This window comes from Deinococcus carri (genome assembly GCF_039545055.1).
Taxonomy (GTDB): Bacteria; Deinococcota; Deinococci; order Deinococcales; family Deinococcaceae; genus Deinococcus; species Deinococcus carri.
In genome coordinates this window covers 99,910-126,608 of sequence record NZ_BAABRP010000008.1, presented here as the reverse complement: position 1 = coordinate 126,608, position 26,699 = coordinate 99,910, and the positions used below count along the sequence as shown (strand labels likewise).

Genomic DNA, 26,699 nt, shown 5'->3' with positions numbered 1-26,699 from the left:
AATCTGTGCCCAGATGACCAGCCGGGCAGGTATGCTCCGGCCATGCGAAAGGGAGCCGTTCTGTTGCTGACGATGCTGGCGGGTGGGGCGCTGGCACAAACTTCCATCCCCTACATCCCCGGGACCAACGTGGCCTACGACAAGGCTCAGGACCCCACCACCCGCCGGAACACCAGCACCGTGTATATCGACGAGCTGGCGGGTACGAACAACCCCACCTCCGTGCAGTTCGTGTGCCGCGGCGGCGTTCCCCTCTTCTTCCTGACGGCCCAGGTGCCCCTGGTCACGCAAGACGAGTACAACGAGGGACTGACACCCGACCTGCTCTATCAGGTGGACACCCAGGCCCCCCGCACTGCCAAGACGCTGGGGGCCACGGTCAACGGTGATCCTGATCCGGCCAGCCTGTCCGCTCAAAAGGACTTTGACGCCGTGCTGCTGAATGCTTTCAAGAGTGCCCGCAACCAGGTGGTGCTGCGGGTCCAGCGCACCGGCCAGCCCGAGGTCCGCTACACCTTCCCGGTCAAGGGCTTCAATCAGGCGCTGAACCTCGTCAACAACTGCAAGTAACGGCCCGCCCACATATCGCGCCGGGAACATGAAGCAAATCTGTCTGTGCCGGGGCAGCCGGGCCGTTATGCTCCGCTCATGAGAAAGGGAGCCGTTCTGTTGTTGACAGTGCTGGCGGGTGGAGCGCTGGCAGACACCTACATTCCGGGGACGACCGTGTCCTACAGCAAGACCAAGGACCCCATCACCGACGCCAACACCAGCACCGTCTATCTGGACGAGGTCAACGACACGGTCAACAAGACCTACGTGGAACTGTCCTGCCAGAAGGGCGGCTTCGTGTTCTACCTCAACACCAAGGACCCGCTGTACACCCTGGCCGACTACAAGGCCGAGACGACGCCCAGCATCACCTACCGTATCGATGCCCTCCCCGCGCGGACGGTGCAGACCGTCTCGGTGGGCGGTGAAGACAAGCCCGTCCTCACGGCGCTGGCGGTTCCCGACGAACTCGACCCGCAGATGCTGGCGGCCTTCAAGTCGGCGCGCAGCAAGGTCCTGATGCGCGTGAAGCGCAGCGACGGGCGCGAACTCACCTACACCTTCCCGGTCAAGGGGCTGCCCCAGGCCCTTCAGGCCGTGAACAACTGCAAGTAAGACTGATTCCGATTGAAGGGTGTTGAAAACACCCGGAAATCCGACCAGAGGGAGAAGGAACAAGGGCGGATTTCGGGAGATGGATGAACAGGCGGTGCCCTCCCGACTGTTCAGGAATTGGACGGCAGCGCGAGAAGGAGCAAAACGGATTCCGGCTGCAAGGCTGACCCCTCAGCCCGAGTCTCCGGCCGGAGGGAAAGTGCGGCTTGTGTCCGCGTCCTCCCTGCAAAGACACCCTGCCCACCGGATTCGGGCGGGGTGTTACCGTACCTGCATGACCACCGCCGAGCCGTCCATCACCGGGCAGGCCGCCGTGCGCGACACGGCCGTCTTCGACCTGATTCAGCAGGAGGCCGAGCGCCAGCGCGTGGGCCTGGAACTGATCGCCTCCGAGAACTTTTGCAGCGCCGAGGTGCGCGCCGCGCAGGGCAGCGTGCTGACCAACAAGTACGCGGAGGGCTACCCCGGCAAGCGCTGGTACGGCGGCTGCGAGGTGGTGGACGAGGTCGAGCGCCTCGCCATCGGGCGTGCCCGGGAACTGTTCGGGGCCGAGTGGGCCAACGTGCAGCCGCACTCGGGCAGCAGCGCGAACCTGGCCGTCTACAACGCGCTGCTCGAACCCGGCGACACCGTGCTGGGCATGGACCTCTCGCACGGCGGGCACCTGACGCACGGCAGCCCGGTGAACTTCTCGGGGATGCGTTACCGGATCGTCGGCTACCAGGTGAATCCCGAGACCGAACTGATCGACATGGAAGAAGTGCGCCGCCTCGCGCACGAGCACCAGCCGAGGATGATCATCGCAGGGGCGAGCGCCTACAGCCGCACGATTGACTTCGCCGCCTTCCGCCAGATCGCGGACGAGGTGGGAGCGCTGCTGTTCGCGGACATCGCGCATATCGCGGGCCTGATCGCGGCGGGCGTGCATCCCAACGCGCTGCCGCACGCGCACGTGGTCGCCAGCACCACCCACAAGACCCTCAGAGGCCCGCGCGGGGGCATCATCCTCAGCAACGACCCCGAGATCGGCGCGAAGATCGACCGGGCCGTCTTCCCCGGCTACCAGGGCGGGCCGCTCGAACACGTGATCGCCGCCAAGGCCGTCGCGTTCGGGGAGGCGCTCCAGCCCGAGTTCCGGGAGTACGCCGCGCAGATCATCCGCAACGCGCAGGCGCTGGCCGGGGCCTTTCAGGAGCGGGGCTACCGGGTGGTGTCGGGGGGCACCGACAACCACCTCTTCGTGCTCGACCTGCGCCCCCAGGGCCTCAACGGCACCAAGGCCACCCGGCGGCTCGACGCCAACGACATCACCATCAGCAAGTCCACCCTCCCTTTTGATACCGAAAAGATTCTGCACGGCGGCGGCATCCGCATCGGTACGCCCGCCGTCACCACACGCGGCATGAAGGAGGCGGACATGCAGACCGTCGCGGACCTGATCGACCGTGCCCTGAAGGGTGAGGACGTGAAGGCGGCAGTTCACGCCTTTGCCGGGGGCTTCCCCATTCCCTGAAGCGCCCCCCGCCACGGCCCCCCGGTTCCCGGCCGGGGGGTCTTGTGCTGCCAGGATTCTGTGAGATTTCTCCCGTTAGCCTGGGGGATATGGACCGCCCCTTCTCCGGAGAGCACGAGACTCTCCAGGCCCTGTCCCTCCAGCTCACCCGCCTGGGTCTGACGGCACCCGACCTGGGCAGCGCGATGCAGCCCGTGCTGGACGCGCTGGTGAGCCAGACGGCGGCGATAGGGGCGGGCTACTTCCAGTTGCAGGACACCTCGCTGGCCTACCACGCGCGGGCGGCCAGCGGCGAGCTGCCCGAGGGACCGCTGATGGAGGCGCTGCTGGCCCACGGCCTGTCGCCCGAGGTGCCACTGGTGCGCCTCCTGCAAGACTCCGACTCGGTGCTGTTTTTCGAGGACACCCGCGCGGCCCCGGCGGCGGCGGGCTTTCCCGAGCTGGGCGTGCTGGCGCTGACCGCCGCGCCCGTCCACGACCAGCGCGGGCGGCTGGTGGGCACGCTGCTGACGCACGTCTTCACGCCGCACGCCTGGACGCCGGAGGAGCGGCACCTGGTCCGCACCGTCACCGGCCTGCTGACGCTGCTGGCCGCCCGCCTGGACGCCGAGGAGCGCGAGCGCGAGGCCCACGAGAGTGCGCTGCGTGCCCTGGGCCTGATGTTGGAAGCCCGGGACGCCGAGACGCACGGCCACACCGACCGGGTCACGGCGCTGGCGCTGCGGCTGGGGGAGGCGCTGGGCCTGGACCGCGCGGCGTTGCGCGACCTGCGCTGGGGAGCCTACCTGCACGACATCGGCAAGATCGGCATGCCCGACGCCATCCTGCACCACCCCGGCCACCTGGACACGGGCAGCCGGGCGCGGATGCAGGCACACGTCACCGAGGGTGCGCGGCTGGCCGGGCAGCTTTCCTTTCTGCCCCGCGCCGCGCTCGACGTGATCGCCGCGCACCACGAATGCTGGGACGGCAGCGGCTACCCCCACGGCCTGGCCGGGGACGCCATTCCCCTGCACGCCCGCATTTTCGCCGTGTGCGACGTGTACGACGCCCTCACCAGCGTCCGCCCCTACAAACCGGCCTGGACGCACGCGGAGGCCGCCGCGCACCTGGAGAAGTGCAGCGGCACCCACTTCGACCCGGCCGTCGTGGCCGCGCTGCTCGGCGTGCTGGAGCAGGACCGGGGTGCGGGCCGCCCTATCCCGGCAGCAGGGTCAGCAGGGTAAGTTCCGGCTCGCACAGGTTGCGAAAGGGCAGCCCGCTGGTGCCCAGGCCCCGGCTGACGTAGGCGGGCGTGCCATAGGCACCCGTGACCCAGCCCATCGCGTAGCGCTGGCCGTAGCGGCTGGGCACCACCGGGGCACCCAGCAGGGGCAGCCGGATCTGGCCGCCGTGCGTGTGGCCGCACAGGACCAGCCCCACCGGGCCGGGCAGCTCGGGGAGGAGGTCGGGGTTGTGGCTCAGCAGCAGCGTGGCCCGCTCCCCGGCCCCCGAGAGAGCGGCGGCGGCGTCCGGCTGGCCGCAGATGAAGTCGTCCACGCCGCCCACCCATAGGTCGGGGCGCACGGCCTGCCCGGTGTTGCGCAGCACCGCGATGCCCGCGCGGGCAAAGGCGGCGGTGAGGTTCTGGCGGTGGGCCGGCCAGTCCTGCCCCACCTCCTCCTGCCCGAAGCTGCCGTAATCGTGGTTGCCCCACACCCCGTAGACGCCCAGCGGTGCCCGCAGCCGCGCGAGTTCGGTCAGCAGCGGCGCGGGGTCCGCCCCGGCGCGGGTGTCCAGAAAGTCCCCGCCGAGCAGGATCAGGTCGGGGCGTGCGGCGTTGGCCGCGTCCACCCAGGCCCGCACCCGGCCCGCGAAGACGTACAGGCCGTAGTGCAGGTCGGTCAGAAAAGCCACCCGCAGCGGCGCTTGCAGCCCCGGCAGCCGCCGCGACTCGCGCACGGTGCCGAAGCGGGCCGCCTGCGCCCAGCCCGCGCCGCCCAGCGCCCCGGCCGCCAGCCCGCCGCCCAGCAGGCCACGCAGCAGCCGGCGACGGGTGAGGTGCGGGGAGGGGGAAGCGGTGCTCATGCCCGCAAGGTAGCGGGCCAGCGTGAGAGGGCCGTCGCCCAAAAGGTGCAGGGGGCGGAGTTCTGGCGGGTAGGGTTGCGGCTTTCCTGGCCTGCGCCCTTCTCACCGGGGTGGCGGGCTAGACTGCCCCCATGACCTGGGCCGGTGACCTGCTGGTGGTGGACGTGCTGGACGAGGACGCGGGCCTCGCGGACGTGGAGGACGCGCGGGGCCGCACGTACCAGCTTCCCGCCGAGTGGCTGCCCGGCGTGCGCGACGGCGCGGCCTACCGGGTGACGGTGGCGGCCGGGGGCGTGACCTTTACCCCCGACCCTGACGGTGCCCGTCTGCTGCGCGAGCGGAGCAAGCAGACATTGCTGGATTTCTCAGACGAACCGGGAGAGGGAACCTCATGACCCGCCCCGTCGTCATCATCCCCGACCTGCACGGGCGGGCCGACCTGCTGGCGGAGGCCGTGGCCCACATCGAGGCGACGCTGGGGCCGCAGGCGCACCTGCTCAGCCTGGGGGACACGCTCGACCGCGGACCGCAGAGCCTCGCCAGCGCGGAGTTGCTGCTCGACCTGCACCGCCGGGGGCGCGCCACCCTCCTGATGGGCAACCACGAGCGTATGGCGCAGGAGGGGTTGCAGTGGTACCGCCAGTACCTCACCTCGGGGGAGCTGGCCGACTACCGCCGCGCGATGGAGGGCCTTCAGTGGTGGATGGGCAACGGCGGCCAGAGCGTGCGCCGCGAGGCGGGCACCCTGACGCTGGAGCAGTTTCCGCCCGTGCTGGCCGAGTACCTCGACACCCTGGTGCGGGTGGTGTACGTGACGGAGGACGGCGAGCTGCACCGGACGCTGCCCGGGGAACCCAGCGTGCTGGTCGCCCACGCCAGCCCCCCGGTGAAGCACCCCCAGTACCCCAGCCCCGAGTCGGCGGCGCTGTGGCTGCGGCCCTTCGAGGGTCCCTTCCCACTGCCCGAGGGCGTGACCTACAGCGTTCACGGGCATACCCCCGTGCGCGTGCCGGTGCGGCTGGGCCGGCATCTGTACCTGGACCTGGGGGCCTACGAGACGGGCCGCCTCGCCCTGCTGACCGTCCACGTGACCGGGCGGCCCGAGGTGACGGTGCTGGAGGGGCCGGGCAATCCGGGGGCCGCCCGCCGGTTTCCCAGCTTCGGTGAACCCCTGACCACCCGGACCATTTCCCTGACGGGGAGGCGAGCATGAGCAAACGCAGTCAGGCGGCGCAGCGGCTCAGGCCCCTGTGGGACGAACTGCGCGCAGGCGACCCGCAGGCCGTCCACGAGGCCCGCAAGCTGACGCGGCGCGCCCAGGCCGAGCTGCGCGTGGCGGAGGCAGGGGGCAAAACCGAGCGGGCCTGGCGCGACCTGCGCCGCGCCGCGGCCCCTCTGCGCGACCACGACGTGGCGGGCGGGCACCTGCGGGACGCCCTGGTCGAGCTGAGTGTGCCCGAAGAAACACTGGCCTACTTCGACCGCATCTGGGCCGACCGTCGGGCGGCGCTGCTGGCCGGGACCACCTGGCCCGGACGCCCGCCCGCCTTTGACCTGAGCCGTGGCTGGAAGGGCCGGGCACGGCGGCTGGTGCAAAAGGACGGCCGGAAACTGCGGCGCGAGGGGGAAGCCGCGCTGGCGAGCGGGGACCCCGAACAGTGGCACGCCTGGCGCAAACGCCTCAAGCGCTACCGCTACACCCTGGCCCTGCTGGAGGAGGTGCCGCCCGCCCTGACCGGGACGCTGGAGGCCCTGGGCCGCCTTCAGGACGCCGAGGTAGTGCTGGGCCTGCTGCACGCCGACCCCGACCTCCTGCGCTACGAGCGCGCCCGCCTGATCGCCCGCGAGGAGGTGGCGCGCCAGGCGGCGCGGGAGCAGGTGCGCGAGCTGTTCCCGGCGCTGGCGGCGCAGCTTTCCGAACCCGACCGGCAGGCCCAGGAGCAGGCCGGGGCGTGAGCGAGCGCGGCCACGGGCACGAGGAGCACGGGGGGCACAGCCAGGGGGGGCACAACCACGGGGCGAATGCCAGCGCCCGGCAGCTCCGCATGGCGCTGCTGCTCACGGGCGCGTTTCTGGTGGTGGAGGTCGTCTACGCTTTCGTGTCGGGCAGCCTCGCGCTGCTCTCGGACGCTGGGCACATGCTCACCGACGTGGCGGCGCTGGCCCTCTCGCTGTTTGCCATCCGCCTGGGGGAGCGGCCCGCCGACCGCAAGCGCACCTTCGGCTACCGCCGGACCGAGATTCTGGCGGCGGCGCTAAATGCCGGGGCGCTCTTCGCCATCGGCATCTATATTCTGGTGGAGGCGTATGGGCGGCTGCGGGAGCCGGTGGCGGTGCAGACCACGCCCATGCTGATCGTGGCGGTGCTGGGTCTCCTCGTGAACCTCATCAGCGCGCGCATCCTGGCCGGGGGCGCGGGGGGCAGCCTGAACGTGAAGTCGGCGTACCTGGAAGTCCTGGGCGACCTGCTGGGGTCGGTAGCCGTCATCGCCGGGGCGCTGATCATCCGCTTCACCGGCCTGACCTGGGTGGACCCGGTGCTGGGTGCCCTGATCGGCCTGTGGGTGCTGCCGCGCACCTGGACACTGCTCAAGTCCAGCGTGAACGTGCTGCTCGAAGGCGTGCCGGAGGGCCTCGACCTGGACGCCCTGCGCTCGGATCTGCGCGCCCTGCCCGGCGTGCAGGAGGTCCACGATCTGCACGTCTGGAGCGTCACCAGCAGCCAAAACAACCTCACCGCCCACCTCGTCAGCGCCGAGGCCCCGGCTGGCCTGCTGCCCCAGGTGCATGAGGTCGCGGAACGTTACGGCATCGAACATACGACGGTGCAGGTGGAACCGGAGGGCGTCCACGCGGGCCACGAGGGGCATCTGCACCCTTGAGCTTTTACTCCCTCCCCCGCAAGGGGGGAGGGTTGGGGAGGGGGGTGGCAGCCCCAGGCTGCCCAAGCCCCTCCACCCGCCCCAACTCCTCCGGCGTATCCACATCCACCAGCAGAACGGCGGGAAACCGCAGCGTGACCGCCTCCCCCCCATGCTGCCGCAGCAACCCACGCGGCCCGTGGTCGGCATCGGGCAGCTCGCGCAGGGAGGGCAACAGGTCGGCGCGGAACAGGTGCGGCGGGGCGCGCACGGCCTCTCCTTCCCGGTCGCCATACTCGGCCAGCACCAGGGGTGCGCCCGTCTCGCGGAAGGCGGCCCGCAGGCGCGCGTGAACCTCAGAAGTCAGCAGCGGCATGTCGGCCAGCGCGAAGTGGGCAGCGGCCACACCGGGTGGCAGGGCGTTCACGGCGACGCGGAAGGAACTGGCGAGGCCCCGCGCTGGGTCCGGATTCTCGGCAAAGGTGAAGGGGAGGTCCACCAGCGCCGCCCGCACTCCCTCCCCCACCTCGCCCGGTGGAGCCACCGCCAGGAGAACGTCGAAGCCTCCCCCGGCGAGCGCGAGCGCGGCGTGGCGCACCAGCGGCAGCCCATGCAGGGGGACGAGCTGCTTGGGCTTCCCCATCCGGGTGCCCCGGCCAGCGGCGAGCAGCACGCCTGCGACGGGACCGGCGGGAGATTCGTGCATGTCTGGAGTGTACCGACCTGCGCGGTGGGGCAGAATGGGGGGAGCACCCACTCCAGGAGGTCTTTCCATGAAACTGAGTTACAGCGGTCAGGAACAGGTCAAGGCTCCCCCGGCAGCGGTCTGGGCCTTCGTGCAGGACCCCGAGCGGGTGGCGCGCTGCCTCCCCGAGGTGCAGGAGGTCGTGGTGCACGACCAGACCCACATGGACGCGACTGTGCAGGTGGGCGTGGGCATGGTGCGCGGCAAGTTCAAGTTCAAGATCGAGGTGCAGCCCGACGAGGCACAGAACCGCGTGAACGTGAAGGTGCAGGGCGGCGGCCTGGGCAGCGTGGTGGACCTGACGGCGGGCGCGAACGTCGTCGACAACGGCGACGGCACCACCACCCTCGACTGGACCGGCGACGCGACCATGCGCGGCCCGGTGGCGACGGTGGGCGGGCGCGTGCTGGACGCACAGGCACAGAAACTCATCGTGCGGACCTTCCAGAACATGAGCGCGCAGGTGGAGGCCCGCTCCGGCACCCTGGCGTGACCCAGCCTCCCGCCTCCCCCGACCTGCGGGCCGCCTTCCGCGAACGCGGCTACGTGGCGGGCGACGCCCTCGTCACCTCCCTGCGGCTGGTGGTGGCGCTGGGGAGGCCCCTGCTGCTGGAGGGTCCGGCGGGTGTCGGCAAGACCGAGGCGGCCAAGACGCTGGCGGCGGCGCTGGGCACCCGCCTGATCCGCCTCCAGTGTTACGAGGGGCTGGACGCGCAGGCCGCCCTGTACGAGTGGAACTATGCCCGGCAGCTCCTGCACCTGCGCGCCGCCGAGGTGGGCGGGCGGGCCGTGACCGACGCCGACCTCTACGGCCCCGAGTTCCTGATGCAGCGCCCGCTGCTGGAGGCCATCCGCCAGGACGTCTCCCCCGTCCTGCTGATCGACGAGGTGGACCGCGCGGACGACGCCTTCGAGGCCTTTTTGCTGGAGCTGCTGGCCGAGTGGCAGGTGACGGTGCCGGAGCTGGGCACCCTGACGGCCACCGCGCGCCCGCACGTCCTGCTGACCAGCAACCGCGCGCGCGAGCTAAGTGACGCGCTGCGCCGCCGCTGCCTGTACCTGTGGGTGGACTACCCCACGCCGGCGCAGGAGCTGGACATCGTGCGGGCCAGGCTGCCGGGCATCGGGGAGGCGCTGGCCGCCCAGGTCACGCGGGCGGTCCACGCCCTGCGCGAGCTGCCGCTGGGCAAGCCGCCCGGCGTGGCCGAGACGCTCGACTGGGCCGCCGCCCTGGTCGCCCTGCACCGCGACTGGCTCGACGCGGAGGCGCTGGACCTCACCCTGGGGGCCGTGCTGAAGCTGCACGAGGACCAGGTGCTGGCCCGCGCGACCCTGAACAAGCTCGCCGCGCCGTGACCGTTCCCGCCGTAGGTGACCTGGGCGAAAGGGTGGTGGCCCTGGCCGCGCACCTGCGCGCCGCGCACGGCTTCCGGGTCGGGCCGGGCGAGGCGGCGGCGGCCCTGGCCGCGCTGGGGGCGGTGGACCTGGGCCAGCCCCGCGAGGTCCGCGACGCCCTGCGGGCCGTGCTGACCGCCCGCCGCGAGGAGGGACCCCTCTTCGACGCGGCCTTCGACGCCTTCTTCGGGCGGGCCGAACCGCCCCCGCCCCGGCTGCCGCCCCTGCTCCCGCAGACGGACGCCCCCCTGCCCCCTCCCCCGTCCGAGCGACCGGGCGAGGCAGGAAAAGAGCGGCGCGTGCCCGGTCAGGCGCAGGCAGAAGGTATGGAGGAGGAAGTGGGCAGTGCCTCCGCTCGCCCCACGCCCGACCGCGAGACAGAGGGCGCGCCGGATGGACCTCCCCAGCGCCTCACCACCCGCCTGAGCCGGGATGCGGGAGCGGGCGGGCAGGTGGACGCCCCCGGCGACGACCTGCCGGAGCTGCTGCGGGCGGCGGGGGCACTGGTGCGGGCGGCAGAACTGGGGCGGGCGCGGCGGCTGACCCCGCAGGCCCGCGGCCCACGGCTGGACACGCGGCGCACCCTGCGCGCGGCCGCGCGCACGGCGGGCGACCCTGCGCGGCTGCGCTGGCTGGGCCGTCCCCGCCGCGCGCCCCGCTTTCTGCTGGTGCTGGACGGCAGCCGCAGCATGGGCGGGAGCGCCAACCTGCTGCTGCGTTTCGCCTTTGCCCTGCACCTGCGGGCGCGGCGGGTGGAGGTCTACGCCTTTTCCACCGGCCTGACCCGCCTGACGCCCCTGCTGCGCGCCGCGCGGCCCGGCCAGGGGCTGCACCTCCCCGACCTGGGGGACGCCTGGGGCGGCGGGACCCGCATCGGGGAAAATCTGCTGCGGCTGGCCCGCGAGGAACGCGCCCGCGTGAACCGCGACACGGTGGTCCTGATCCTGAGTGACGGGCTGGACACGGGCGACCCCGAGGTGCTGACCCGCGCCCTGCATGACCTGGGGGCGCGGGCGGGCCAACTGGTGTGGCTCTCGCCGCTGGCCGCCCTGCCCGGTTACCAGCCGGTCCAGCGCGCGGTGCGGGCGGCCCTGCCGCATCTGGACGCCTTTCTCCCCGCCGGGGGCCTGCGGGACCTGGCGGCGCTGGGGCAGCGGCTGCGGAAGTTGCAGATCAATAATTAAGGCTAAATGAAGCCAATCCCGTAAGGATCCTCACATAGTTCACAGTAACGATGAATGAGCCAGAGCGGGCGCGCCCTGTGGCAAAGGAGCAGATCATGCCAGAGCAACACCCGCTTCAGACCGGCTGGGACCTGACCGAGCCGCGTCCCGCCGTCGCTGCATTTCTGGGCACCCTGCCCGCCAGGCCTCAACTCCTCGCCCTGGGAGAACCGACACATCTCCTCGACGCCTTCCCGGCCTGGCGCAACCGTCTTTTCCGCATCCTGGTCGAGGATCACGGCTTCCGTTCCATCGCCCTTGAAAGTGACATCATCGCCGGGCAGCGGGTGAATGCCCACGTCACGTCGGGCCAGGGCACCCCAGGGCGGCACTCCGTTACGTTGCCGCGTGTCCTGGGCGGCAACTCCACTGCGCGCCGCCCTCATCACGGCTTCTCACTCCGTTCGGCTCAGAAAGGTTCGGCAACCTTTCTGAGTACCGCCCTGGAGGAAGTCATGCAGACGGGCTTCAGCCATGGCTTCGGTGCCGTGAAGGCCAACCGGGAACTGGTCGAGTGGATGAGGGACTTCAATGCGGGTCGCAACCCTGCCGACCACCTGCGCTTCTACGGCTTCGACGCGCCCCTGGAGAATCTGTGGGCGGCCAGCCCGCGTGCCAGCCTGCTCGCCCTGCACGCGTTCCTGACCGCACATCTGGGCAAGTTGCCCGTGGACACGGCCACCCTGGAACAGCTCTGCGGTGAAGACACCCGCTGGACCAATCCGGCGGCAGGAATGGACGCGGCGGAGTCCATCGGCAACAGCGGGGAAGCGCGGCAACTCCGGTGGCTGGCCGACGACCTTTGCACCCTCCTGCGAACCGAAACGCCGGGACTGGCTGCACAACCGGAGTTCTGGGAAGCGAGGCTACATGCCCGCACGGCGACGGGCCTGCTGCTTTACCACGCCGTGCTTGCCGACCCCGCGCCCAACCGCGTGGCGCGAATGCTGGCGCTGCGTGACCTGCTGATGGCCGACCATCTCAGCGACCTGGCCGAGCGTGAGCAGGAGCGTGGGCCGACTCTGGTGTTTGCCCACAACGCCCACTTGCAACGCAACATCAGCACGATGAGGATGGGAGAGACGCGCCTGGAGTGGTGGAGCGCGGGAGCGCATGTCAGCCTGCGCCTCGGCCAGCAGTACGCCTTTATCGCCAGCGACCTCGGCGCAGCGCCCGCAAAAGGCATCGAGGAACCTGGCCCGGACACCTTGCAAGGTGTGCTGATGAACCTCGCCGGCCCGGTGTCCCTGGTGGCCTCCCGGGAACTGACCACCGCACTCCCCCAGGATCTGACCAGAAGAACGGACGTTCCTCCCCGCGCCGGCTATTTCCCCCTGGCCGCGCAAGACCTGCCCCTCACGGACGGCGTGCTGTTCGTGAAGAACGCCGCGAACTGAGCAGACCAGGCCCGCCGCGACCCTGCCCCGCACCCTTTTCAGCGGTCCAGGCGGAAGATCCTCAGGTCTGGCGCGGGCCGCCCCAGGATGCGGTCGGTCAGCAGCCGCGCGGCCTGCACGCTGTAGGTGATGCCATTGCCCCCGTAGCCCAGCGCGAACAGCAGGCAGGGGCTGCCCGGCTTCGGTCCGATGTAGGCCAGACCGTCCTTCGTCTCGCCGAAGGTGCCCGCCCAGGCGTAGGCGACTTCTGTCTCCAGGCCGGGCAGCAGCCGCTCCAGCTTGCGCTCCAGGCGGCGCTGCTTGCCCGGCAGGGCGCGGTCGCGGCGGGCCGGGTTGTGGTGGGGGTCGTCCTCGCCGCCGACCAGGACGCGGCCGTCGGGGGTGGTGCGGGCATACAGGTAGGGGCGGGCGGTTTCCCACAGCAGGCAGCCGGTCGGCCAGGGCTGCTGCCCCTGCGCGAGTGGTTCGGTCACCAGGGCGTAACTGTTCCTGAGCTGCGCGAGCTGCTTCCCGGCAAAGCGTTCCGCCTCGTACCCGGCGGCGACCACCACGTGCCCAGCCCGCACCCGCACGCCCCGGTCCGTGTGGGCTGTGTACCCCTGGTCTTCCTCGTCCAGCCGGGTCACCTCGGTCCGGTCGTGGACACGCGCACCGCGTGAACGGGCACGCCCCAGCAGATGCTGCGCGAGGCGGTAGGGGTCCACCGCCGCCCCCGCCGGGCTGAACAGGGCGGCGGGCGCACCGAGGCCGAAGCGTTCCCTGACCTCCCGCGCGTCCAGGAACTCCACCTCCAGCCCGGCCTGCGCGCGGGCTGCGCATTCCTCACGCAGCGTCCGCACGTCGCGGCGGCGGGAAGCGTAGTAGAGGCTGCCGGGCCGCAGAAAGCCGCAATCGTCAGGCAGTTCGCGCGTCAGGGCCTCTGTCAGGTCGATGGCCTCGCGGCAGAGCTGATAGGCCCGGTCGGCGTCACCCCGGCCAATCATGCGCCGCAGGTCCACCAAGTGGGTATCAATCTCGTATTGCAGCAGCGCGGTGCTGGCACTGGTGCTGCCGAAAGCCGCGTCGCGGCGGTCCAGCACCACCACGTCCAGCCCCGCCCCCGTCAGGGCGTCGGCCAGCAGCGCCCCGGTAATGCCCGCGCCGATCACCAGCACGTCGGCGCGCTCGTCTGCCGTGAGGGGCGGATAGGTGTGCATCAGGCCGTTCTTGAGGGGCCAGTAGGCCGTGCCGCTGCGGAGGTCCATAGGTCCCGACTCTAGCTAGCCCAACAGTCAGCAAACTGTACGGTTCAGGAAAGTTCGGCGGACCGGGACAGACGAACGCCCCCGCCAGGAGCAGGGGCGTGTGAGGGGAGCAGAACGGGTCATACCAACTTGCTCTGATTCCAGAACATCCGGACAAAACACCGGATGTTCTTCCATCGCCGCAAGCTGGTATTTTCTTACTCTCGCTCCGCTCGGGTTCGTCTACGACTCACCTTAAGTTGGTATCAGAACCAGCGGCGGCGGGTCTTCTGTTTCCCGCCCAGGCGGCGCTCGGCCTGCCCCAGCAGGAAGTCGAGGGCACGGTCGCGCTTGCGGAGCTTGGTGTACTTGCCGCGTTTGGCCTGCTGACGGCGGCGCGCCAGGCTGATCACTTCCAGGGCGATGGGCGCGTAGACCATCCATTTGCTGAACTTGCTGCCGCGCGAACTGGTCTTCTTCATACCCTCCATTACGGCATCCGGGGCAGAAAAGTTGCTGAGGCGCGGCTCAAACGGGTTCACCTTGGGGCGGGGCGCAGTGGAGTGGACGCCTGAGACCTGCGGCAACGCAACGGAGCGCCGTCCTGGGGGAAAGTCAGGCGGCCCGGCCGCAGAACCGCCGCCGCCACGCCGCCCCTGAGCCGTCCGACCCTTTGACCCTTCCTGCCGCCTTTTTGCAGGAAGCCGGGCGTAGACTGAGGCATGACACAGACGGTGGACAGGGTGACGGGCCTGCGGGACCAGCTCGTCGCGTGGCGGCGGCACCTGCACATGCACCCGGAGGTGGGCTTCGAGGAACACGAGACGGCGGCGTACATCGAGGCCGAGCTGCGCCAGATGCCGGGCCTGACCGTCACCCGGCCCACCGCGACGAGCGTGCTGGCGGTCCTGCAAGGTGGCCGGCCCGGCCGGACTCTCCTGCTGCGGGCCGACATCGACGCCCTGCCCATCACGGAGGAAAATACCTTCGAGTTCCGCTCGCAAAGGGAGGGCGTGATGCACGCCTGCGGACACGATGGGCACACGGCGATTCTGCTGGGGGTGGCGAAACTTCTTTCCGAACACCCCGAGGAGGTGCCGGGCGAGGTCCGCATGATCTTCCAGCACGCCGAGGAAATCGGGCCGGGTGGGGCCGAGGAACTGGTCATGGAGACGGACCTGATGCGCGGCGTGGACGTGGTGACGGGCCTGCACCTGAGCAGCCAGCTTCCCGCCGGGATGGTCGCGGTGAAGCCGGGCGCGTTTATGGCCGCGCCCGACAGCCTTTACCTCACCATCAAGGGCAAGGGCGGGCACGGCGCGCACCCCGAGCAGGCCGTGGACCCCATCGCGGTGGGCGCGCAGGTGGTGACCAACCTCCAGCACGTGGTCAGCCGTCACGTGGCGGCGCTCGACGCGCTGGTCGTGTCCATCACGTACTTCCAGAGCGGCACCACCCACAACGTGATCCCCGACACGGCGATGCTCCAGGGCACGGTGCGGACCTTCGACCCGGAACTGCGCCAGCGCGCGCCGCAGCTGATCGAGCGCGTCATCAAGGGCATCACCGAGGCGCACGGCGCGACCTACGACCTGAAGTACGAGTTCGGCTACCGGCCCGTGATCAACACCGACTGGGTAGCAGAGCAGCTGCGGGACATCGCGCTGGAAACCGTGGGGGAAGAGCATTACCAGGACGCCCAGCCCACCATGGGCGGCGAGGACTTCAGCGCCTACCTCGAAAAGGCCCCCGGCGCGTACTTCAACGTCGGCTCGGGCAGTGACGAGCAGGACAGCCGCTGGCCGCACCACCACCCCCGCTTCACCCTCGACGAGGCCAGTCTGGAAACCGGCGTGCGGATGCTGCACGCCGCCGCGCTGCGCCTGACGCTGCCGCAGTAGGGCCAGCAGGAGGAGGACAGATGCTGCCGGAAGCCCTCGCCCGCCAGATCATCAGCGAGCACGGCCAGCACCCACGCGGCCGGGGCGAGATTGCCGGTGCCCCGCACGCCGCACTCGACAACCCCGGCTGCGGCGATCAGGTCACGGTCTGGGCACGGGTGGAGGGCGGGCGGCTGCTGGACGTGCGCTTTACCGGACGCGGCTGCGCGATCAGCCAGGCCAGCGCCAGTCTGATGACGCAGACGCTGACGGGCAAACCGCTGGCCGAGGCCCGCGACCTCGCCGCCCGTTACCGCGCGATGGTGCTGGGCGAGGCCCCGCCCGACCCGGCCCTGGGGGAGCTGGTGGCGCTCTCCGGGGTCAGCCGCCTGCACGCACGGCGCAAATGTGCGCTGCTGGCGTGGAACGCCCTGGAGGCGGCGCTGGCCGGGGGCTGAGGGCAGGGCTGAGCCGTTCTGCGCGGCGGTGTCCTGCGCCAGCCGCCCTCAGCGAAACGCGCCCGCGTGCCACAACCGCTCGAACAGGTCGGTCAGTTCGGGGTCGAACTGCGTGCCGCGCCCGGCGCGCAGGATGCCGAGGGCCTGTTCGGGCGGCATGGCCTGCTTGTAGGGCCGGGTACTCACCAGCGCGTCGTACACGTCGCACAGCGCGAACAGGCGGGCCAGCAGGGGAATGTCCTCACCGCGCAGGCCGTCGGGGTAGCCCCGGCCGTCCCAGCGTTCGTGGTGCGAGCGGATCACGCCGTGGGCCTCGGGGTGCAGAAAGGGAATGCGGGCGGCCAGCGTGGCCCCGAGCGCCGCGTGGCCCTCGACCACCTGACGCTCCTCAGGGGTCAGGGCACCGGGCTTGAGCAGCACCGTATCGGGAATCCCCAGTTTGCCGATGTCGTGCAGCACCGCGCCGTGGCGCAGGGCCGTCAGGCGGTCCCCGGACAGCCCCAGGGCAGCCCCGAAACGCCCGGCAAAGCGCAGCACCCGCTCGGTGTGCCCCTGCGTCTCGAAATCGCGGGTTTCCAGCGCGACCCCCAGGGTGGTCAGGGCAGCTTCCAGCGTGGCCCGCAACCCCTCCATGTAGGCGGTCCGTTCGAGCATCCGGGTCGCCACGCTCGCCAGGAGCAGGGCCAGGCTCTCGTCGTCCGGCAGAAAGGGCCGGGCCGCGTCGCGGGTCAGGATCAGGACCCCCAGCGGTTGCTGCTCGCCATTCAGCAGGGGCACGGCCATCATCGCGTCGCCCGCGAGCCGGTCCCGGCGGTACACGCGCCCATCCCCCCCTGTGTTCGCCACACGCAGCACCTGCCCCCTCGCCAGCGCCTCCCACGACAGCCCCTGGCCGCGCGGCAGGGACACCGGGCCAAGTTCCCGGTAGGTGCCCTCGGTGGCGACCGACACCAGTTGGTCGCCGGCCGGGTCATAGCGCAACAGGGTGGCCTGGGCCGCGTGCAGCAGGTCGATGGCCGTCTCGGTGAGCTGCTCCTCGGCCGACCGGCCCTGCGGGTCCGCGCCCAGTCTGGCGTGGAGCTGGCCCAGCAGCTCCAGTTCCCGCCAGCGCTCCTGAAGGTGCAGCAGCGCCGCGAGCTGCTGCGCGAACAGCCCCGCAAGTTCCACGCTCTGCCAGGTAAAGGCGTCCTCGGAGGTGAAGCTGTCCAGGTTCAGGTGCGCGATCACCTCGCCACCCAGCACCACGGGAAAGCAGAGGTCGGCGCGGATCTCGCTGCGCCGCCCGGCCCTCTCGAACACCGGGCCGGCGTCCCACAGCACCTCGTCGGCCCGCGCATAGACGCGCCGCAGCTCGTCGCTTTTCAGGATGCGGGCGGCCCCGGCCTGCCATTCCTCGCGGGAACGGCCATACCAGCGGAGCTGCGCCGCCTCGTCCATCCGCACGCCCAGCAATTCGGGCGCAAAGCCCACGGCCGCACACATGCGAAACGTCCGGCCCTCGCGGATACTCAGTGACCCGGCCTCGGCCCCGTCCACCGCCGCCACCGCCAGGTGCAGCAGTTCGCGCCAGTCCTCGTCCCGGAGGGTGCGCCGCTCGCTCAGCAGGGCGATGGTGGTTCTCAGCGCGCGCCACAGCGAGTGCCGGGGTTGCAGCGGCGTGAGCGGCACCGGCGGCCCGCCGCCATCCGCCGCCGCTTCCGGCGTGACCGGGGGGCGCGTCACCGCCTCACTGACCACCAGACGGTCGCGGCCATTCGTCTTGGCGAGGTAGAGGGCCTCATCGGCACGCTGGAACAGGGCGCTCGGGGTGTCGTCCGGACAGCGGGTGCTCATGCCTGCCGACAGGGTGACGCCGGTGTAGCCCACCAGAACCTGCGGAACACGGCGGCGCAGTTCCTCGATCAGGGCGCGGGTCCGCGCCTCGCTCCCCGTGCCGGCCAGCAGCGCGAATTCCTCGCCGCCGATGCGGTAGGCGCGCAACTGCGCCGGGTCCTGCTCGCGCAGCAGCCGGCCCAGTTGTTCCAGCACCCGGTCGCCGGCCGCGTGGCCGTACAGATCGTTGACGGCCTTGAAATGGTCCACGTCGAGCAGGACCAGTTGATGGCCGGCCGCCAGCGCCGTGAGGTCGTTGTCGAAGCGCCGCCGGTTGCCCAGCCCGGTCAGGGGGTCGGAGAGCGCCTCGGCGCGCAGCTGGTGGGCCAGACTCAGCAGCCGCAGCCGCGACTGGAAAATCCCCAGCGCCAGCACCAGACCCAGCGTGCTGAACGACAGCCCCGGCAGATACACAGCAGGAAAAACGGCGCGGCCCTGCGGCGTGAGCAGCAGCGCCAGGCTCAGCCCCAGAAACGGGACCGGGGCCAGCCACACCTGCCGCAGGTTCAGGCGCGCTCCCACCACATGCGGGCGCATCAACCCGGTCAGCAGCACCACGCTCAGGCCGTTGGCCGCCGCCACACCCGCCGCCACATGGTCTTCAAGAAACCGCAGGGCCAGCGCCGGCAAAAACGCCAGCGCGCCCACGCCCACCCCATAGCGCAGCGTCACCAGCGCGACCACCACGAAACGCAGGTCCACCCTGAAGGCCCCGAAGGGCGTGGAATAGACCATCAGCAGGCAGATGATCAGCGCCGCCAGCACCACCCGCAACACGTCCTCGCTCAGGCGGGGGCGCACCGGCCACTCGCGGAACGTGAGACTCACCAGAAACGCGCAACTGATCAGCAGGCAGAGGTTGAGCAGCATTCAGGGGCACTCCGGGCAGCAGCAAGGCGAGGCAGGAGACCGGGAGGCCCTCATTCTTACCAGGGCACGCGGCTCATGACCATCAGCGGCTGCGCAGCGTGTTCTGCACCGCGCTCATGAACTCGGCGCGGGTGCGGGCGTCTTCCTTGAAGATGCCGCGCATGGCGCTGGTGGTGGTGCTGGAGTTCTGCTTCTGCACGCCGCGCATCGCCATGCACAGGTGGACGCCCTCCATCAGCACCGCCACGCCCCTGGGCGCGAGCAGCTCGCCCACCGCGTCGGCAATCTGCGTGGTGATGCGCTCCTGCACCTGAAGGCGGCGCGAGTACAGGTCCACGATGCGGGCGAACTTGCTGAGGCCCAGAATCTTCCCGTCCGGGATGTAGGCGATGTGGGCGCGGCCGGAGAAGGGCAGCATGTGGTGCTCGCACATCGAATAGAACTCGATGTCCTTCACGATCACCATCTCACTGCCCTCGGCCTCGAACACGGCGTCGCCCGCCGCGTCGGCCAGCGTCTTGTGATACCCGGCGGTCAGAAAGCTCCAGGCTTTCGCCACGCGGTGCGGCGTCTTTTGCAGGCCCTCGCGCTCGGGGTCCTCGCCAATAGCCGTGAGCCAGTCATAGGTCAGGGCACTCAGCCCCGGCACTTCCTGCCGCTCCTCGGCAGCGCTGATGGTGGGGGGAATGGTCAAGGTGGCAACTCCTTCTGCACCGAGTCTAGAGCGCGGGGGGGTGGGGGACTGTGGGGAAAGCGGTCAGCCGTCAGCGGTCAGCCCGAAGGCTGAAAGCTGACCGCTGACCGCTTCCCTCAGTCCCAGCTCACCGCGCCGTAGGTCTGCTCGCGGGCGGGGCCGCAGGAGAAGATCACCACCGGGCAGTTCACCGTCTCCTCGATCAGGTCGAGGTAGGCCTGGGCTTCCCTGGGGAGGGTGGCGCGGCTCTCGGCCCCGTCAGTGGTGGCCCAGCCGGGCAGCTCACGGTAGACGGGCTGGCCGGCCTCGTCGTAGTTCACGCAGACCTTCACGGTGTCCAGGCCGGCCAGGATGTCCATCTTGTTGATCACCAGGCCGTCGAGGCCGTTCACGTCCACGGCGTACTTCAGCAGCGCGAGGTCGAGCCAGCCCACCCGGCGGGGGCGGCCGGTGGTGGTGCCGAATTCGTCCCAGGGCTGGGAGCCGTCGCCGCGCAGCCGGGTTTCCATTTCCCCGAAGACCTCGGTGGGAAAGGGGCCGTGGCCGACGCGGGTGTTGAAGGCCTTGGCGACGCCGTACACCTTGCCGATGGCCTTGTGGTTCACGCCCGCCCCCACCAGGATGCCGCCGACGGAGGGGTGGCTGCTGGTCACGAAGGGGTAGGTGCCGTAGTTCAGGTCGAGCAGGGTGGCCTGCGCGCCCTCGAACAGCACGTTCTCGCCGTTCTGGATGGCCTGCCGGAGCTGCGCGCCCGTGTCCTGCACGAAGGGCAGCAGCGCGCCTGCGATGGGCAGCAGGTAGCCCAGGGCGTCGGCCACGGTTGTCCAGCCCGCGTCACGGGTGGAATTGGGCTTGGCCTCCAGCAGCCGCTCCACGCGCTCGCGCAGGATCTGGTCGTCCGCCAGATCCCCGAAGCGGATGCCCACGCGCCGCGCGCGGTCGGCATAGGCGGGGCCGATGCCGCGCCCGGTGGTGCCCACGAAGTCCTTGCGCCCGTCCACGTACTTGTGGTGGGGCAGGACCAGGTGGGCGCGGTCGCTGATCCGCAGTTCGGGGGTCAGGCCCCCGTCGAGCAGATTCTGGCGTTCGGCCAGGAACTTCTCCGGGTCAATGACCATGCCGTCGCCCAGGATGCTGACGGTGCCGGGGTGCAGCACGCCGCTGGGCAGCAGGTTCAGCTTGAAGGTCTGCCCCTTCGCCGTGACGGTGTGCCCGGCGTTCGCGCCGCCCTGATAGCGCACCACGTACCTCGCCTGCGGGGCCAGGAAGTCGGTGATCTTCCCCTTGCCCTCGTCTCCCCACTGCGCGCCGATAATTGCAATTCCAGGCATGATTCTCCTTGATGCTGGGCTTCCAGGCCCAGCCGAGCGAAGCGAGTGTCACTCCGACGGAGTGGACGGAGGTGGATGAACAGTGAGGTGTTTTCCCGAACTGTTCAGGAACCAGAGTCCATTCCGTCAGCCTCCCGCCGCACGCCCAGACTGGCCTCCTTTGCCCGGAGGCAAAAAAAAGCACGGCGCGCAGCACCGTACCTGAGTGTACCCGGATGAAGGGGCGGGGGCGGAACGATGTCCAGAGAGCCGTCAGCTTCCAGCAGCCAGCGGCCAGCCCCAATGCCCAGGCTGGCCGCTGGCTGCTGGCCGCTTTACAGCACCAGGATGATCGGCTCCTCCAGCGTCCCCGCCACGTTCGCCAGGAAGCGGGCGGCCTGGGCGGGGTCCACCTCGCCTTGCAGGCTGAGGGCGGCGCGGCCGTCCTGCACACGGCCCACGCTGAGGGTGAGGGTGTGGGGCAGGTGCAGGTCGTCGAGGTCGAGCGCGCCCGCGTCGAGGACCAGCAAGTCCGGCGTGCCCTCGTGATCGCCAGCGAGCGCGGCGAGGGCGTCACGCAGGCTGCCGGGCTGCACGGTGCGGGCGCGGCCCGCGTCCACGTCCTGCATGGCGACGCTGTCCAGGCCCAGGGCACCCAGGTGGTGCTGGGCGGCGCGGGCCACCAGCAGCGCCAGCGGCACGTCCTGGCCCAGCGCGGCCACCAGTTGACGGCGCAGGTCGGTCGCCGGGGTAGCAGTCAGGTCGCGGCGCAGGTAGGTGCCGAACCACACGGCCTCGCGCGGGCGGGCCACTTCCGGGGCGGGCTGGGCGGGCAGCGCAGGTTCGGGCATCTGTTCCGCGACCGGTTCGGCCAGCGGTTCCGCCACCTGGGGCGCGGGCTCGGGTTCCGCGAAGACAGGCGGCTGGGGGGCCACCTCGTCCAGCTCGGCGGCGGGTGCAGAGGGAGCGGCGGGCACCGGGGCCTCGACCACGGGGGCCTCGACCGCCGGAACTTCGGCCTGGGGCGCAGAGGGAACGGGCGCAGGCACCACCGGCGCGGAGGGTTCCGCCGGGGCAGGCGCGGAGGAGGTCTGCCCCGCAGGCTGGGCGGCGGGCTGGTAGAGGCGCGAGAGCAGGCTGCCCAGGCCCGCCATCACGCCACCGGCAGCGGGGGCAGCAGGAGTGGCCGGGGGCGGCGTGGTGGGGGTCGGGGCACCGGCCGGGATCGCCACCGGCTCGGTCACCGGCTGGGCCTCGGCGGCCAGGCCAGGAACGGTTTCCGTGGACCGGGCAGGTTCCTGCGGGGTCAGGCGGGGAGCCGCGGGCACGAACGGGGCCTCGGCGGCGGGCCGGACAGGCGTGACCTCCACCGCTTCGGGCTGGGCAGCCAGCGGCACCGTGTCCACCTGCTCGTCTTCCAGTTCGAATTCCAGCACATCCTCCTGGGGAGGGGTGGCAGCGGCCGCCGGGGCTGGCGCAGCGGGGGCCGGGCTGGGCTGGGACTGAATGGGCTGAGGCTGAATGGGCTGGGGCTGGCCCACCAGCGCGGCCAGGTCAGAGTCCACGCCCGCACTGCTGAGCATGTCCATGCTGGGCATACCCGGTGCGAGCAGGCCACCTCCGGCGGGCAGGTCGGTGCCGGTCCACTCGGGCGGCGGGGCGTCCACCGGCGTGAGGGGCGGGTCTTCCTCGCCGCTCATCACGCGCGACAGGTAGTTCAGGATGTCCTGCTCGACAATCAGGCCGCCTTCGCCGCTGCCTTGCAGGTTTCGCCAGTCGATCCCATTCGCTTCCGCCAGAATCTTGGCGAGCGGAGCAATCCGTTCCATTCAATTCCCCCTTTGCGCGCCCCTGGTCGGGGACATGTGACCGCCGTCTTTCCAGTTGGAGCGGGTGCGCTGTGGCATGGGTGACAGAGTGACGCCCCGGCCCTGACAGCCTTCTTTCAGAGGGGTCAGGCGTGAGGGTTGAGGAAAGGCCCCATCTCTCATTCCTGACGCCTAGGGCGGCGCTCCGTTCCGTTGCCGCGTGTCCTGGGCAGCAACTCCACTTCACGCCGCCCTTATCACGGTTTCTTACTTCGTTCGGCCCAGAAAGGCTGCCGAACCTTTCTGAGCACCGCCCTAACCCCTCATTCCTGACCCCTAAATGCTACCCTCGGGAGGTTGCGGCGCGGCCCCAGATCGGCCCGCCCGCGCAGGAGAACGATGCAGATATTCGAGGAGATGCAGTCGCGCGGACACGAGGCCCTGACGCTCTTGCACCACGCCCCCAGCGGCCTCAAGGCGGCGCTGGCGGTCCATTCGACGGTGCTGGGACCGGCCATCGCGGGGGTGCGGCTGCGCCCGATGGACGAGCAGGAGGCGCTGCGCAGCGCCCTGACCCTCAGCGAGAGCCTGACCCTCAAGGCGGCGCTGGCCGGCCTGAACTACGGCGGGGGGGCCTGCGTGCTGCTGACGCCGGAAGCCGGGGTGGACGACCCGCACGCGCGCGAGGCGCTGTTCCGGGCGCTGGGGCGCAAGGTCCGCCCGCTGGAGTCGCAGGTGGTGCTGACCGAGGACATCGGCGTGACGCCCGCCGACATCGCCTTTGTGGCGCAGGAAACGCCCGCCACGCTGGGCGTGAACACCGACACCAGCAGCGTGACCGGCTACGGCGTCTACCGCGGCATGAAGGCGGCCGCCCGCTCGGCCCTGGGCAGCGAGAGCATGCGCGGCGTGCGGGTGGCGATTCTGGGCGTGGGCGCGGTGGGCCGCACCCTGGCCGAACACCTGCACCGCGAGGGTGCCCGCCTCACCGTCGCGGACGAGCGGTCCGAGCGGGCGGCGGCGCTGGCCGACGACCTCGGCGGCGTGACGGTCGTGGGCGCGGCCGAGCTGCTCGACGTGCCCTGCGACATCCTCGCGCCGTGCGGGTACGGCCACTCGATCCACAGCGTCGACGTGCCCCGGCTGCAATGCCGCCTGATCGCGGGCGGCGAACACCACCCCCTCTCGCGCCGGGGCGAGGACGCCGTGCGCGAGGCCGGCATCATGTACATTCCCGACTTCGCCATCAACGCGGGGGGCCTGATCGCCGCCGCCACCACCCTCACCCCCGAACAGGCCGCCGAGCGCGTCTACACCACGGTCACGCGCATCACGAGCGTCGCGGAACAGGTCGGCAAGCCGCCACACATGGTCGCGCGGCGCATGGCCGAGCGGCGGATTGACCTGATCGGGAGTCTGGGGAGGGGAGCGTGAGGGGGCGGCCGTCAGTGGTCAGTGGTCAGTGGTTAGTGGGGCGGTGGCCTGTCTTTTCCCACTCACCACTCACCACTTCCCACTCCCCGCGCTGGGGGCGCGCATGACCTCCCCCTTCGTCATCGGCGTCGCCGGCGGCTCGGGCAGCGGCAAGACCACCGTCACGCGGCGGGTGATCGACACGGTGGGGGCGCAGGGGGTGGCCGTGCTGAACCAGGACAACTACTACCGGGCGCAGGACGACATTCCCTTCGAGGCGCGGCTGAAGACCAACTACGACCACCCGGCGGCCTTCGACTGGGCGCTGCTGCGCGAGCATCTGGACGCGCTGCTGGCGGGCGTGCCCATCGAGATGCCCGAGTACGACTTCACTCAGCACACCCGCTCGCACGAAACGACCACGGTGCTGCCCGCCCCCGTCGTGGTGCTGGAGGGCTTCTTCGCCCTGTACGACCCGGAGCTGCGCGAGCGGATGCACCTCAAGGTGTTCGTGGACGCCGACGCGGACGTGCGCTTCATCCGCCGCCTACTGCGCGACACGCAGGAGCGGGGGCGCACGCCCGAAAGCGTGATTGGGCAGTACCTGGAATTCGTGCGCCCCATGCACCTCAGCTTCGTGGAACCCAGCAAACGCTACGCCGACGTGATCATCCCCCACGGCGGCATGAACGAACCCGCGCTGGACATGCTCGCGGCGCGCATTCGCACCACCATTTGAGGGCAGGGATGAGGGATGGGTGCTGAGGGATGAGGGGGCCTGCCCCGCTCCGCCTTTCGGAGGATGACGGCCCCTGTGCCTACCAGCAGACTGCCTCCGCCCGCAGCCTTCTTTCCTGATCTCTCGACCCTCATCCCCCATCACTTCTAGGATGTCCCCCGTGACCGACCCCAACCCGACCCGTCCGCCCCTGATTGCCCGCGAAAGCCCCCGCCCGCTCGCCCCCCGCTCGCCCGACGCGCCGCCGCCCACCCGTTCGCGCCTGACCGTGCCGCTGCTGGCGGTGATCCTGCTGTCGCTGATTCCGGCGCTGATGCTGGCGTGGCAGCGTGTTCAGTACGAGCAGGCGCAGAAGACGGTCGCGCTGGTGATGGACTACCCGGCGATGGCGGTGCAGGCGCAGCGGGTGGGCCTCACGCCGCAGGCGCTGCTGGACAGATACAAGGCGCTGGGCGTGAACGGCGTGGCGGTCTACGAGGACGTGATCGGCAACCTGGTGCAGCGCGGCGACCTGTACGAGCGCCGGGGGGCCGACCTGGCCGCCGAGAACCCCGGTCAGGGCGTGAACCCGCAGTGGGTGTACCTGCGGGCGCTGACGCCGCAGGGGGCGCAGGCGCTGCGGACCCTGCCCGGCCGCTACACCATCCCCACCCGCACGGCCACGGTCGCCGGACAGACCTGGCTGGCCTGGCCTACCGACCCCGACTTCCTGCCCGCCGGGCCGAACACGGCGCTGATCAATGACCTGAAGGCGCAGGGCCTGGTGCTGGTCTACCGCCCCTACGACGACGAGGCGGTGCGCGAGCCGGGAGCCGACTGGCCGAACGTGCCCTTTGTGGCTTTTACCGGTGACGAGGTGATCGGGGCGCGGACCCCCGAACGGCTGGAGAAGATTGACCAGCGGCTGGGCCAGCGCCTGCCCGCCCTGATCGAAGGCTCGGATCAGCGGGGCCTGGACACCCTGGTCGAGACGCACGGCGGGGCGCGCATGTTCGCCCTGAACCCGAGCTGGCAAAACCGCATCGGGCCGGTCGATACCGCGAGCAAGTACGGCCTGGCCGCCCGCGAGCGCAGCCAGCGCCTGCTGTACCTGCGCCCCTTCCCGACCGTGTACGAGACCGAGGCCTTCCTGAAGCGCACCTCGGACCTGCTGGGGCACTCCGGCGTGAAGGTGGGGCAGCCCGTCATCACGCCCTTTGCGCCCAATGACACCCTGCGCTGGCTGAGCCTCCTCGGGCCGCTCGCCGCGCTGGTGCTGCTGGGCCTGAGCTACCCGCTGCCCCGGCTGGGGCTGACGGTGGCGCTTCTCGCGGGGCTGGCCGCGCTGGGGCTGAACGGCTTCAAGCCCTTCGAAGGCTTTGCCCTGATCGCCGCCATCACCTTTCCGGCGCTGGGGCTGGTGCTGCGGCGCTCGCGCGTGACCGACTGGTTCCTGGCGACGGGCCTCTCGCTGATCGGCGTGCTGTTCGTGTCGGCGCTGGGGGCGAACCGGGACAGCGTGCTGGGCCTGGAACCCTTCCGGGGGGTGGGCCTCACGCTGCTGGTGCCGCTGCTGTTCGTGGGCCTGAGCTTCCTGCCCCGGCAGGACATCCGCCAGACGGCGCGCGACATCTACAATGCGCCGCTGCGCCTGGGCGACATCGCCGTGATGGGGCTGGGCCTGGCCGTCTTCGCGCTGGTCTTCCTGCGCCGGGGCAACGCGACCGGCCTGGGCGTCAGTGATACGGAAGCGCAGGTGCGCCAGCAGCTTCAGGACTCCATCATCCGCCCGCGCTTCAAGGAGGTGGCCGGGCACCCGCTCGCCCTGCTGGGCCTCAGCGGCGTGCTGCCGGGCTACTTCAGCCTGCTGCTGCTGCTGGGCGGCGTGGTGGGTCAGGCCAGCATCCTCAACACCTTCTCGCACTTCCACACGCCGCTGCTGATCAGCGCCGCCCGCGTCTTTATCGGCCTGGGCGTGGGGCTGCTGCTGGGGCTGATTGCGATTCCGGTGGTGCAGTTCCTGCTGCGTTTCTGGAACACCCACGGCACGCGCCGGACGACACCTGAGGCCCAGGCGTGAGGTGG

At 70.7% G+C, this 26,699-nt stretch carries 25 protein-coding genes; 17 read left to right on the top strand and 8 right to left on the bottom strand.

Annotated features, from left to right (window positions below):
• Nucleotides 1-42: 42 nt before the first annotated feature.
• The 4 genes from ABEA67_RS11705 to ABEA67_RS11690 all read left to right on the top strand — a co-directional run bounded on the left by ABEA67_RS11705 (nt 43) and on the right by ABEA67_RS11690 (nt 3,906).
• The gene (locus ABEA67_RS11705; RefSeq protein WP_345465300.1) at nt 43-570 is read left to right on the top strand and encodes an invasion associated locus B family protein; all 528 of its coding nucleotides are present in this window, start codon (nt 43-45) and stop codon (nt 568-570) included.
• Between the two features lie 78 nt (nt 571-648).
• Nucleotides 649-1,167 carry a hypothetical protein gene (locus ABEA67_RS11700; protein WP_345465298.1) on the top strand — a complete coding sequence of 173 codons (519 nt, stop codon included), beginning with the start codon at nt 649-651 and terminating at the stop codon, nt 1,165-1,167.
• A gap of 274 nt (nt 1,168-1,441) precedes the next feature.
• Nucleotides 1,442-2,680 (top strand): serine hydroxymethyltransferase, encoded by a 1,239-nt coding sequence (gene glyA / locus ABEA67_RS11695; protein ID WP_345465296.1) that lies wholly within the window; start codon nt 1,442-1,444, stop codon nt 2,678-2,680.
• Between the two features lie 89 nt (nt 2,681-2,769).
• Nucleotides 2,770-3,906 carry an HD-GYP domain-containing protein gene (locus tag ABEA67_RS11690; RefSeq protein WP_345465295.1) on the top strand — a complete coding sequence of 379 codons (1,137 nt, stop codon included), beginning with the start codon at nt 2,770-2,772 and terminating at the stop codon, nt 3,904-3,906.
• On the opposite strand, the gene ABEA67_RS11685 is transcribed toward ABEA67_RS11690, so the two are convergent.
• Entirely contained in the window at nt 3,878-4,747 is an 870-nt protein-coding gene (locus tag ABEA67_RS11685) for a metallophosphoesterase (protein WP_345465293.1), read from the bottom strand. The two genes, ABEA67_RS11690 and ABEA67_RS11685, sit on opposite strands and share 29 nt — an antisense overlap.
• 131 nt (nt 4,748-4,878) lie before the next feature.
• Between ABEA67_RS11685 and ABEA67_RS11680 the strand changes: the two genes are divergently transcribed.
• Genes ABEA67_RS11680 through ABEA67_RS11665 form a run of 4 tightly spaced genes read left to right on the top strand, consistent with a single transcriptional unit; the run spans nt 4,879 to nt 7,629 of the window.
• Nucleotides 4,879-5,142, top strand: coding sequence for a hypothetical protein (locus ABEA67_RS11680; protein WP_345465291.1), 264 nt, complete (start codon nt 4,879-4,881; stop codon nt 5,140-5,142).
• Nucleotides 5,139-5,960 (top strand): metallophosphoesterase, encoded by an 822-nt coding sequence (locus tag ABEA67_RS11675; protein WP_345465289.1) that lies wholly within the window; start codon nt 5,139-5,141, stop codon nt 5,958-5,960. Before ABEA67_RS11680 ends, ABEA67_RS11675 begins: the two co-directional genes overlap by 4 nt.
• Nucleotides 5,957-6,703: a CHAD domain-containing protein gene (locus ABEA67_RS11670; protein ID WP_345465287.1), complete on the top strand. Its 747-nt coding sequence runs from the start codon at nt 5,957-5,959 to the stop codon at nt 6,701-6,703. The genes ABEA67_RS11675 and ABEA67_RS11670 overlap by 4 nt, the downstream gene beginning before the upstream one ends.
• On the top strand, nt 6,700-7,629 hold the full coding sequence (locus ABEA67_RS11665) for a cation diffusion facilitator family transporter (RefSeq protein WP_345465285.1): 930 nt from the start codon (nt 6,700-6,702) through the stop codon (nt 7,627-7,629). The genes ABEA67_RS11670 and ABEA67_RS11665 overlap by 4 nt, the downstream gene beginning before the upstream one ends.
• A 4-nt stretch (nt 7,630-7,633) precedes the next feature.
• On the opposite strand, the gene ABEA67_RS11660 is transcribed toward ABEA67_RS11665, so the two are convergent.
• Nucleotides 7,634-8,314: a nucleotidyltransferase family protein gene (locus ABEA67_RS11660; RefSeq protein WP_345465283.1), complete on the bottom strand. Its 681-nt coding sequence runs from the start codon at nt 8,312-8,314 to the stop codon at nt 7,634-7,636.
• Nucleotides 8,315-8,381: 67 nt separating this feature from the next.
• Here ABEA67_RS11660 and ABEA67_RS11655 point away from each other — a divergent pair, with 67 nt between their 5' ends.
• From ABEA67_RS11655 to ABEA67_RS11640, 4 genes are all read left to right on the top strand, one after another.
• Nucleotides 8,382-8,846 (top strand): SRPBCC family protein, encoded by a 465-nt coding sequence (locus tag ABEA67_RS11655; RefSeq protein ID WP_345465281.1) that lies wholly within the window; start codon nt 8,382-8,384, stop codon nt 8,844-8,846.
• Entirely contained in the window at nt 8,843-9,709 is an 867-nt protein-coding gene (locus ABEA67_RS11650) for an AAA family ATPase (RefSeq protein ID WP_345465279.1), read from the top strand. Before ABEA67_RS11655 ends, ABEA67_RS11650 begins: the two co-directional genes overlap by 4 nt.
• Complete coding sequence (locus ABEA67_RS11645; RefSeq protein ID WP_345465276.1) at nt 9,706-10,932, top strand: vWA domain-containing protein; 1,227 nt, start codon at nt 9,706-9,708, stop codon at nt 10,930-10,932. Before ABEA67_RS11650 ends, ABEA67_RS11645 begins: the two co-directional genes overlap by 4 nt.
• A 95-nt stretch (nt 10,933-11,027) precedes the next feature.
• On the top strand, nt 11,028-12,368 hold the full coding sequence (locus ABEA67_RS11640; RefSeq protein ID WP_345465274.1) for an erythromycin esterase family protein: 1,341 nt from the start codon (nt 11,028-11,030) through the stop codon (nt 12,366-12,368).
• Nucleotides 12,369-12,406: 38 nt separating this feature from the next.
• On the opposite strand, the gene ABEA67_RS11635 is transcribed toward ABEA67_RS11640, so the two are convergent.
• Together ABEA67_RS11635 and ABEA67_RS11630 are read right to left on the bottom strand one after the other, a co-directional pair.
• Nucleotides 12,407-13,612 carry an NAD(P)/FAD-dependent oxidoreductase gene (locus ABEA67_RS11635; RefSeq protein WP_345465272.1) on the bottom strand — a complete coding sequence of 402 codons (1,206 nt, stop codon included), beginning with the start codon at nt 13,610-13,612 and terminating at the stop codon, nt 12,407-12,409.
• Nucleotides 13,613-13,857: 245 nt separating this feature from the next.
• On the bottom strand, nt 13,858-14,073 hold the full coding sequence (locus tag ABEA67_RS11630; protein WP_345465270.1) for a hypothetical protein: 216 nt from the start codon (nt 14,071-14,073) through the stop codon (nt 13,858-13,860).
• 240 nt (nt 14,074-14,313) lie between these two features.
• Between ABEA67_RS11630 and ABEA67_RS11625 the strand changes: the two genes are divergently transcribed.
• Complete coding sequence (locus ABEA67_RS11625) at nt 14,314-15,492, top strand: M20 family metallopeptidase (protein WP_345465268.1); 1,179 nt, start codon at nt 14,314-14,316, stop codon at nt 15,490-15,492.
• A gap of 20 nt (nt 15,493-15,512) precedes the next feature.
• On the top strand, nt 15,513-15,929 hold the full coding sequence (sufU, locus tag ABEA67_RS11620; protein ID WP_345465266.1) for a Fe-S cluster assembly sulfur transfer protein SufU: 417 nt from the start codon (nt 15,513-15,515) through the stop codon (nt 15,927-15,929).
• Between the two features lie 48 nt (nt 15,930-15,977).
• On the opposite strand, the gene ABEA67_RS11615 is transcribed toward sufU, so the two are convergent.
• The 4 genes from ABEA67_RS11615 to ABEA67_RS11600 form a co-directional block, all read right to left on the bottom strand.
• Complete coding sequence (locus tag ABEA67_RS11615) at nt 15,978-18,671, bottom strand: HD domain-containing phosphohydrolase (protein WP_345465264.1); 2,694 nt, start codon at nt 18,669-18,671, stop codon at nt 15,978-15,980.
• An 82-nt stretch (nt 18,672-18,753) separates the two neighbouring features.
• Nucleotides 18,754-19,365, bottom strand: a complete 612-nt coding sequence (gene folE / locus ABEA67_RS11610; protein WP_425557189.1) for a GTP cyclohydrolase I FolE — start codon at nt 19,363-19,365, stop codon at nt 18,754-18,756.
• Nucleotides 19,366-19,481: 116 nt separating this feature from the next.
• A complete protein-coding gene (locus tag ABEA67_RS11605) occupies nt 19,482-20,696 on the bottom strand; it encodes an adenylosuccinate synthase (protein WP_345465262.1) in 1,215 nt (404 codons plus the stop codon).
• A 314-nt stretch (nt 20,697-21,010) separates the two neighbouring features.
• Complete coding sequence (locus ABEA67_RS11600) at nt 21,011-22,504, bottom strand: E3 binding domain-containing protein (protein ID WP_345465260.1); 1,494 nt, start codon at nt 22,502-22,504, stop codon at nt 21,011-21,013.
• Nucleotides 22,505-22,882: 378 nt separating this feature from the next.
• Between ABEA67_RS11600 and ABEA67_RS11595 the strand changes: the two genes are divergently transcribed.
• The 3 genes from ABEA67_RS11595 to ABEA67_RS11585 all read left to right on the top strand — a co-directional run bounded on the left by ABEA67_RS11595 (nt 22,883) and on the right by ABEA67_RS11585 (nt 26,694).
• Nucleotides 22,883-23,917, top strand: a complete 1,035-nt coding sequence (locus ABEA67_RS11595; protein ID WP_345465258.1) for a Glu/Leu/Phe/Val dehydrogenase family protein — start codon at nt 22,883-22,885, stop codon at nt 23,915-23,917.
• 103 nt (nt 23,918-24,020) lie between these two features.
• Nucleotides 24,021-24,635: a uridine kinase gene (gene udk, locus ABEA67_RS11590; protein WP_345465256.1), complete on the top strand. Its 615-nt coding sequence runs from the start codon at nt 24,021-24,023 to the stop codon at nt 24,633-24,635.
• A 151-nt stretch (nt 24,636-24,786) separates the two neighbouring features.
• Complete coding sequence (locus ABEA67_RS11585; protein ID WP_345465254.1) at nt 24,787-26,694, top strand: DUF5693 family protein; 1,908 nt, start codon at nt 24,787-24,789, stop codon at nt 26,692-26,694.
• Nucleotides 26,695-26,699: the final 5 nt, after the last annotated feature.

Coding starts and splice junctions, on each gene's coding strand:
- ABEA67_RS11605 (WP_345465262.1), bottom strand. CDS start 20,696: ATGCCTGGAATTGCAATTATCGGCGCGCAGTGGGGAGACGAGGGCAAG.
- ABEA67_RS11600 (WP_345465260.1), bottom strand. CDS start 22,504: ATGGAACGGATTGCTCCGCTCGCCAAGATTCTGGCGGAAGCGAATGGG.
- ABEA67_RS11615 (WP_345465264.1), bottom strand. CDS start 18,671: ATGCTGCTCAACCTCTGCCTGCTGATCAGTTGCGCGTTTCTGGTGAGT.
- ABEA67_RS11625 (WP_345465268.1), top strand. CDS start 14,314: ATGACACAGACGGTGGACAGGGTGACGGGCCTGCGGGACCAGCTCGTC.
- sufU (WP_345465266.1), top strand. CDS start 15,513: ATGCTGCCGGAAGCCCTCGCCCGCCAGATCATCAGCGAGCACGGCCAG.
- ABEA67_RS11680 (WP_345465291.1), top strand. CDS start 4,879: ATGACCTGGGCCGGTGACCTGCTGGTGGTGGACGTGCTGGACGAGGAC.
- ABEA67_RS11685 (WP_345465293.1), bottom strand. CDS start 4,747: ATGAGCACCGCTTCCCCCTCCCCGCACCTCACCCGTCGCCGGCTGCTG.
- ABEA67_RS11635 (WP_345465272.1), bottom strand. CDS start 13,612: ATGGACCTCCGCAGCGGCACGGCCTACTGGCCCCTCAAGAACGGCCTG.
- ABEA67_RS11670 (WP_345465287.1), top strand. CDS start 5,957: ATGAGCAAACGCAGTCAGGCGGCGCAGCGGCTCAGGCCCCTGTGGGAC.
- ABEA67_RS11660 (WP_345465283.1), bottom strand. CDS start 8,314: ATGCACGAATCTCCCGCCGGTCCCGTCGCAGGCGTGCTGCTCGCCGCT.
- ABEA67_RS11675 (WP_345465289.1), top strand. CDS start 5,139: ATGACCCGCCCCGTCGTCATCATCCCCGACCTGCACGGGCGGGCCGAC.
- udk (WP_345465256.1), top strand. CDS start 24,021: ATGACCTCCCCCTTCGTCATCGGCGTCGCCGGCGGCTCGGGCAGCGGC.
- ABEA67_RS11705 (WP_345465300.1), top strand. CDS start 43: ATGCGAAAGGGAGCCGTTCTGTTGCTGACGATGCTGGCGGGTGGGGCG.
- ABEA67_RS11640 (WP_345465274.1), top strand. CDS start 11,028: ATGCCAGAGCAACACCCGCTTCAGACCGGCTGGGACCTGACCGAGCCG.
- ABEA67_RS11595 (WP_345465258.1), top strand. CDS start 22,883: ATGCAGATATTCGAGGAGATGCAGTCGCGCGGACACGAGGCCCTGACG.
- ABEA67_RS11655 (WP_345465281.1), top strand. CDS start 8,382: ATGAAACTGAGTTACAGCGGTCAGGAACAGGTCAAGGCTCCCCCGGCA.
- ABEA67_RS11630 (WP_345465270.1), bottom strand. CDS start 14,073: ATGAAGAAGACCAGTTCGCGCGGCAGCAAGTTCAGCAAATGGATGGTC.
- ABEA67_RS11585 (WP_345465254.1), top strand. CDS start 24,787: ATGTCCCCCGTGACCGACCCCAACCCGACCCGTCCGCCCCTGATTGCC.
- glyA (WP_345465296.1), top strand. CDS start 1,442: ATGACCACCGCCGAGCCGTCCATCACCGGGCAGGCCGCCGTGCGCGAC.
- ABEA67_RS11690 (WP_345465295.1), top strand. CDS start 2,770: ATGGACCGCCCCTTCTCCGGAGAGCACGAGACTCTCCAGGCCCTGTCC.
- ABEA67_RS11700 (WP_345465298.1), top strand. CDS start 649: ATGAGAAAGGGAGCCGTTCTGTTGTTGACAGTGCTGGCGGGTGGAGCG.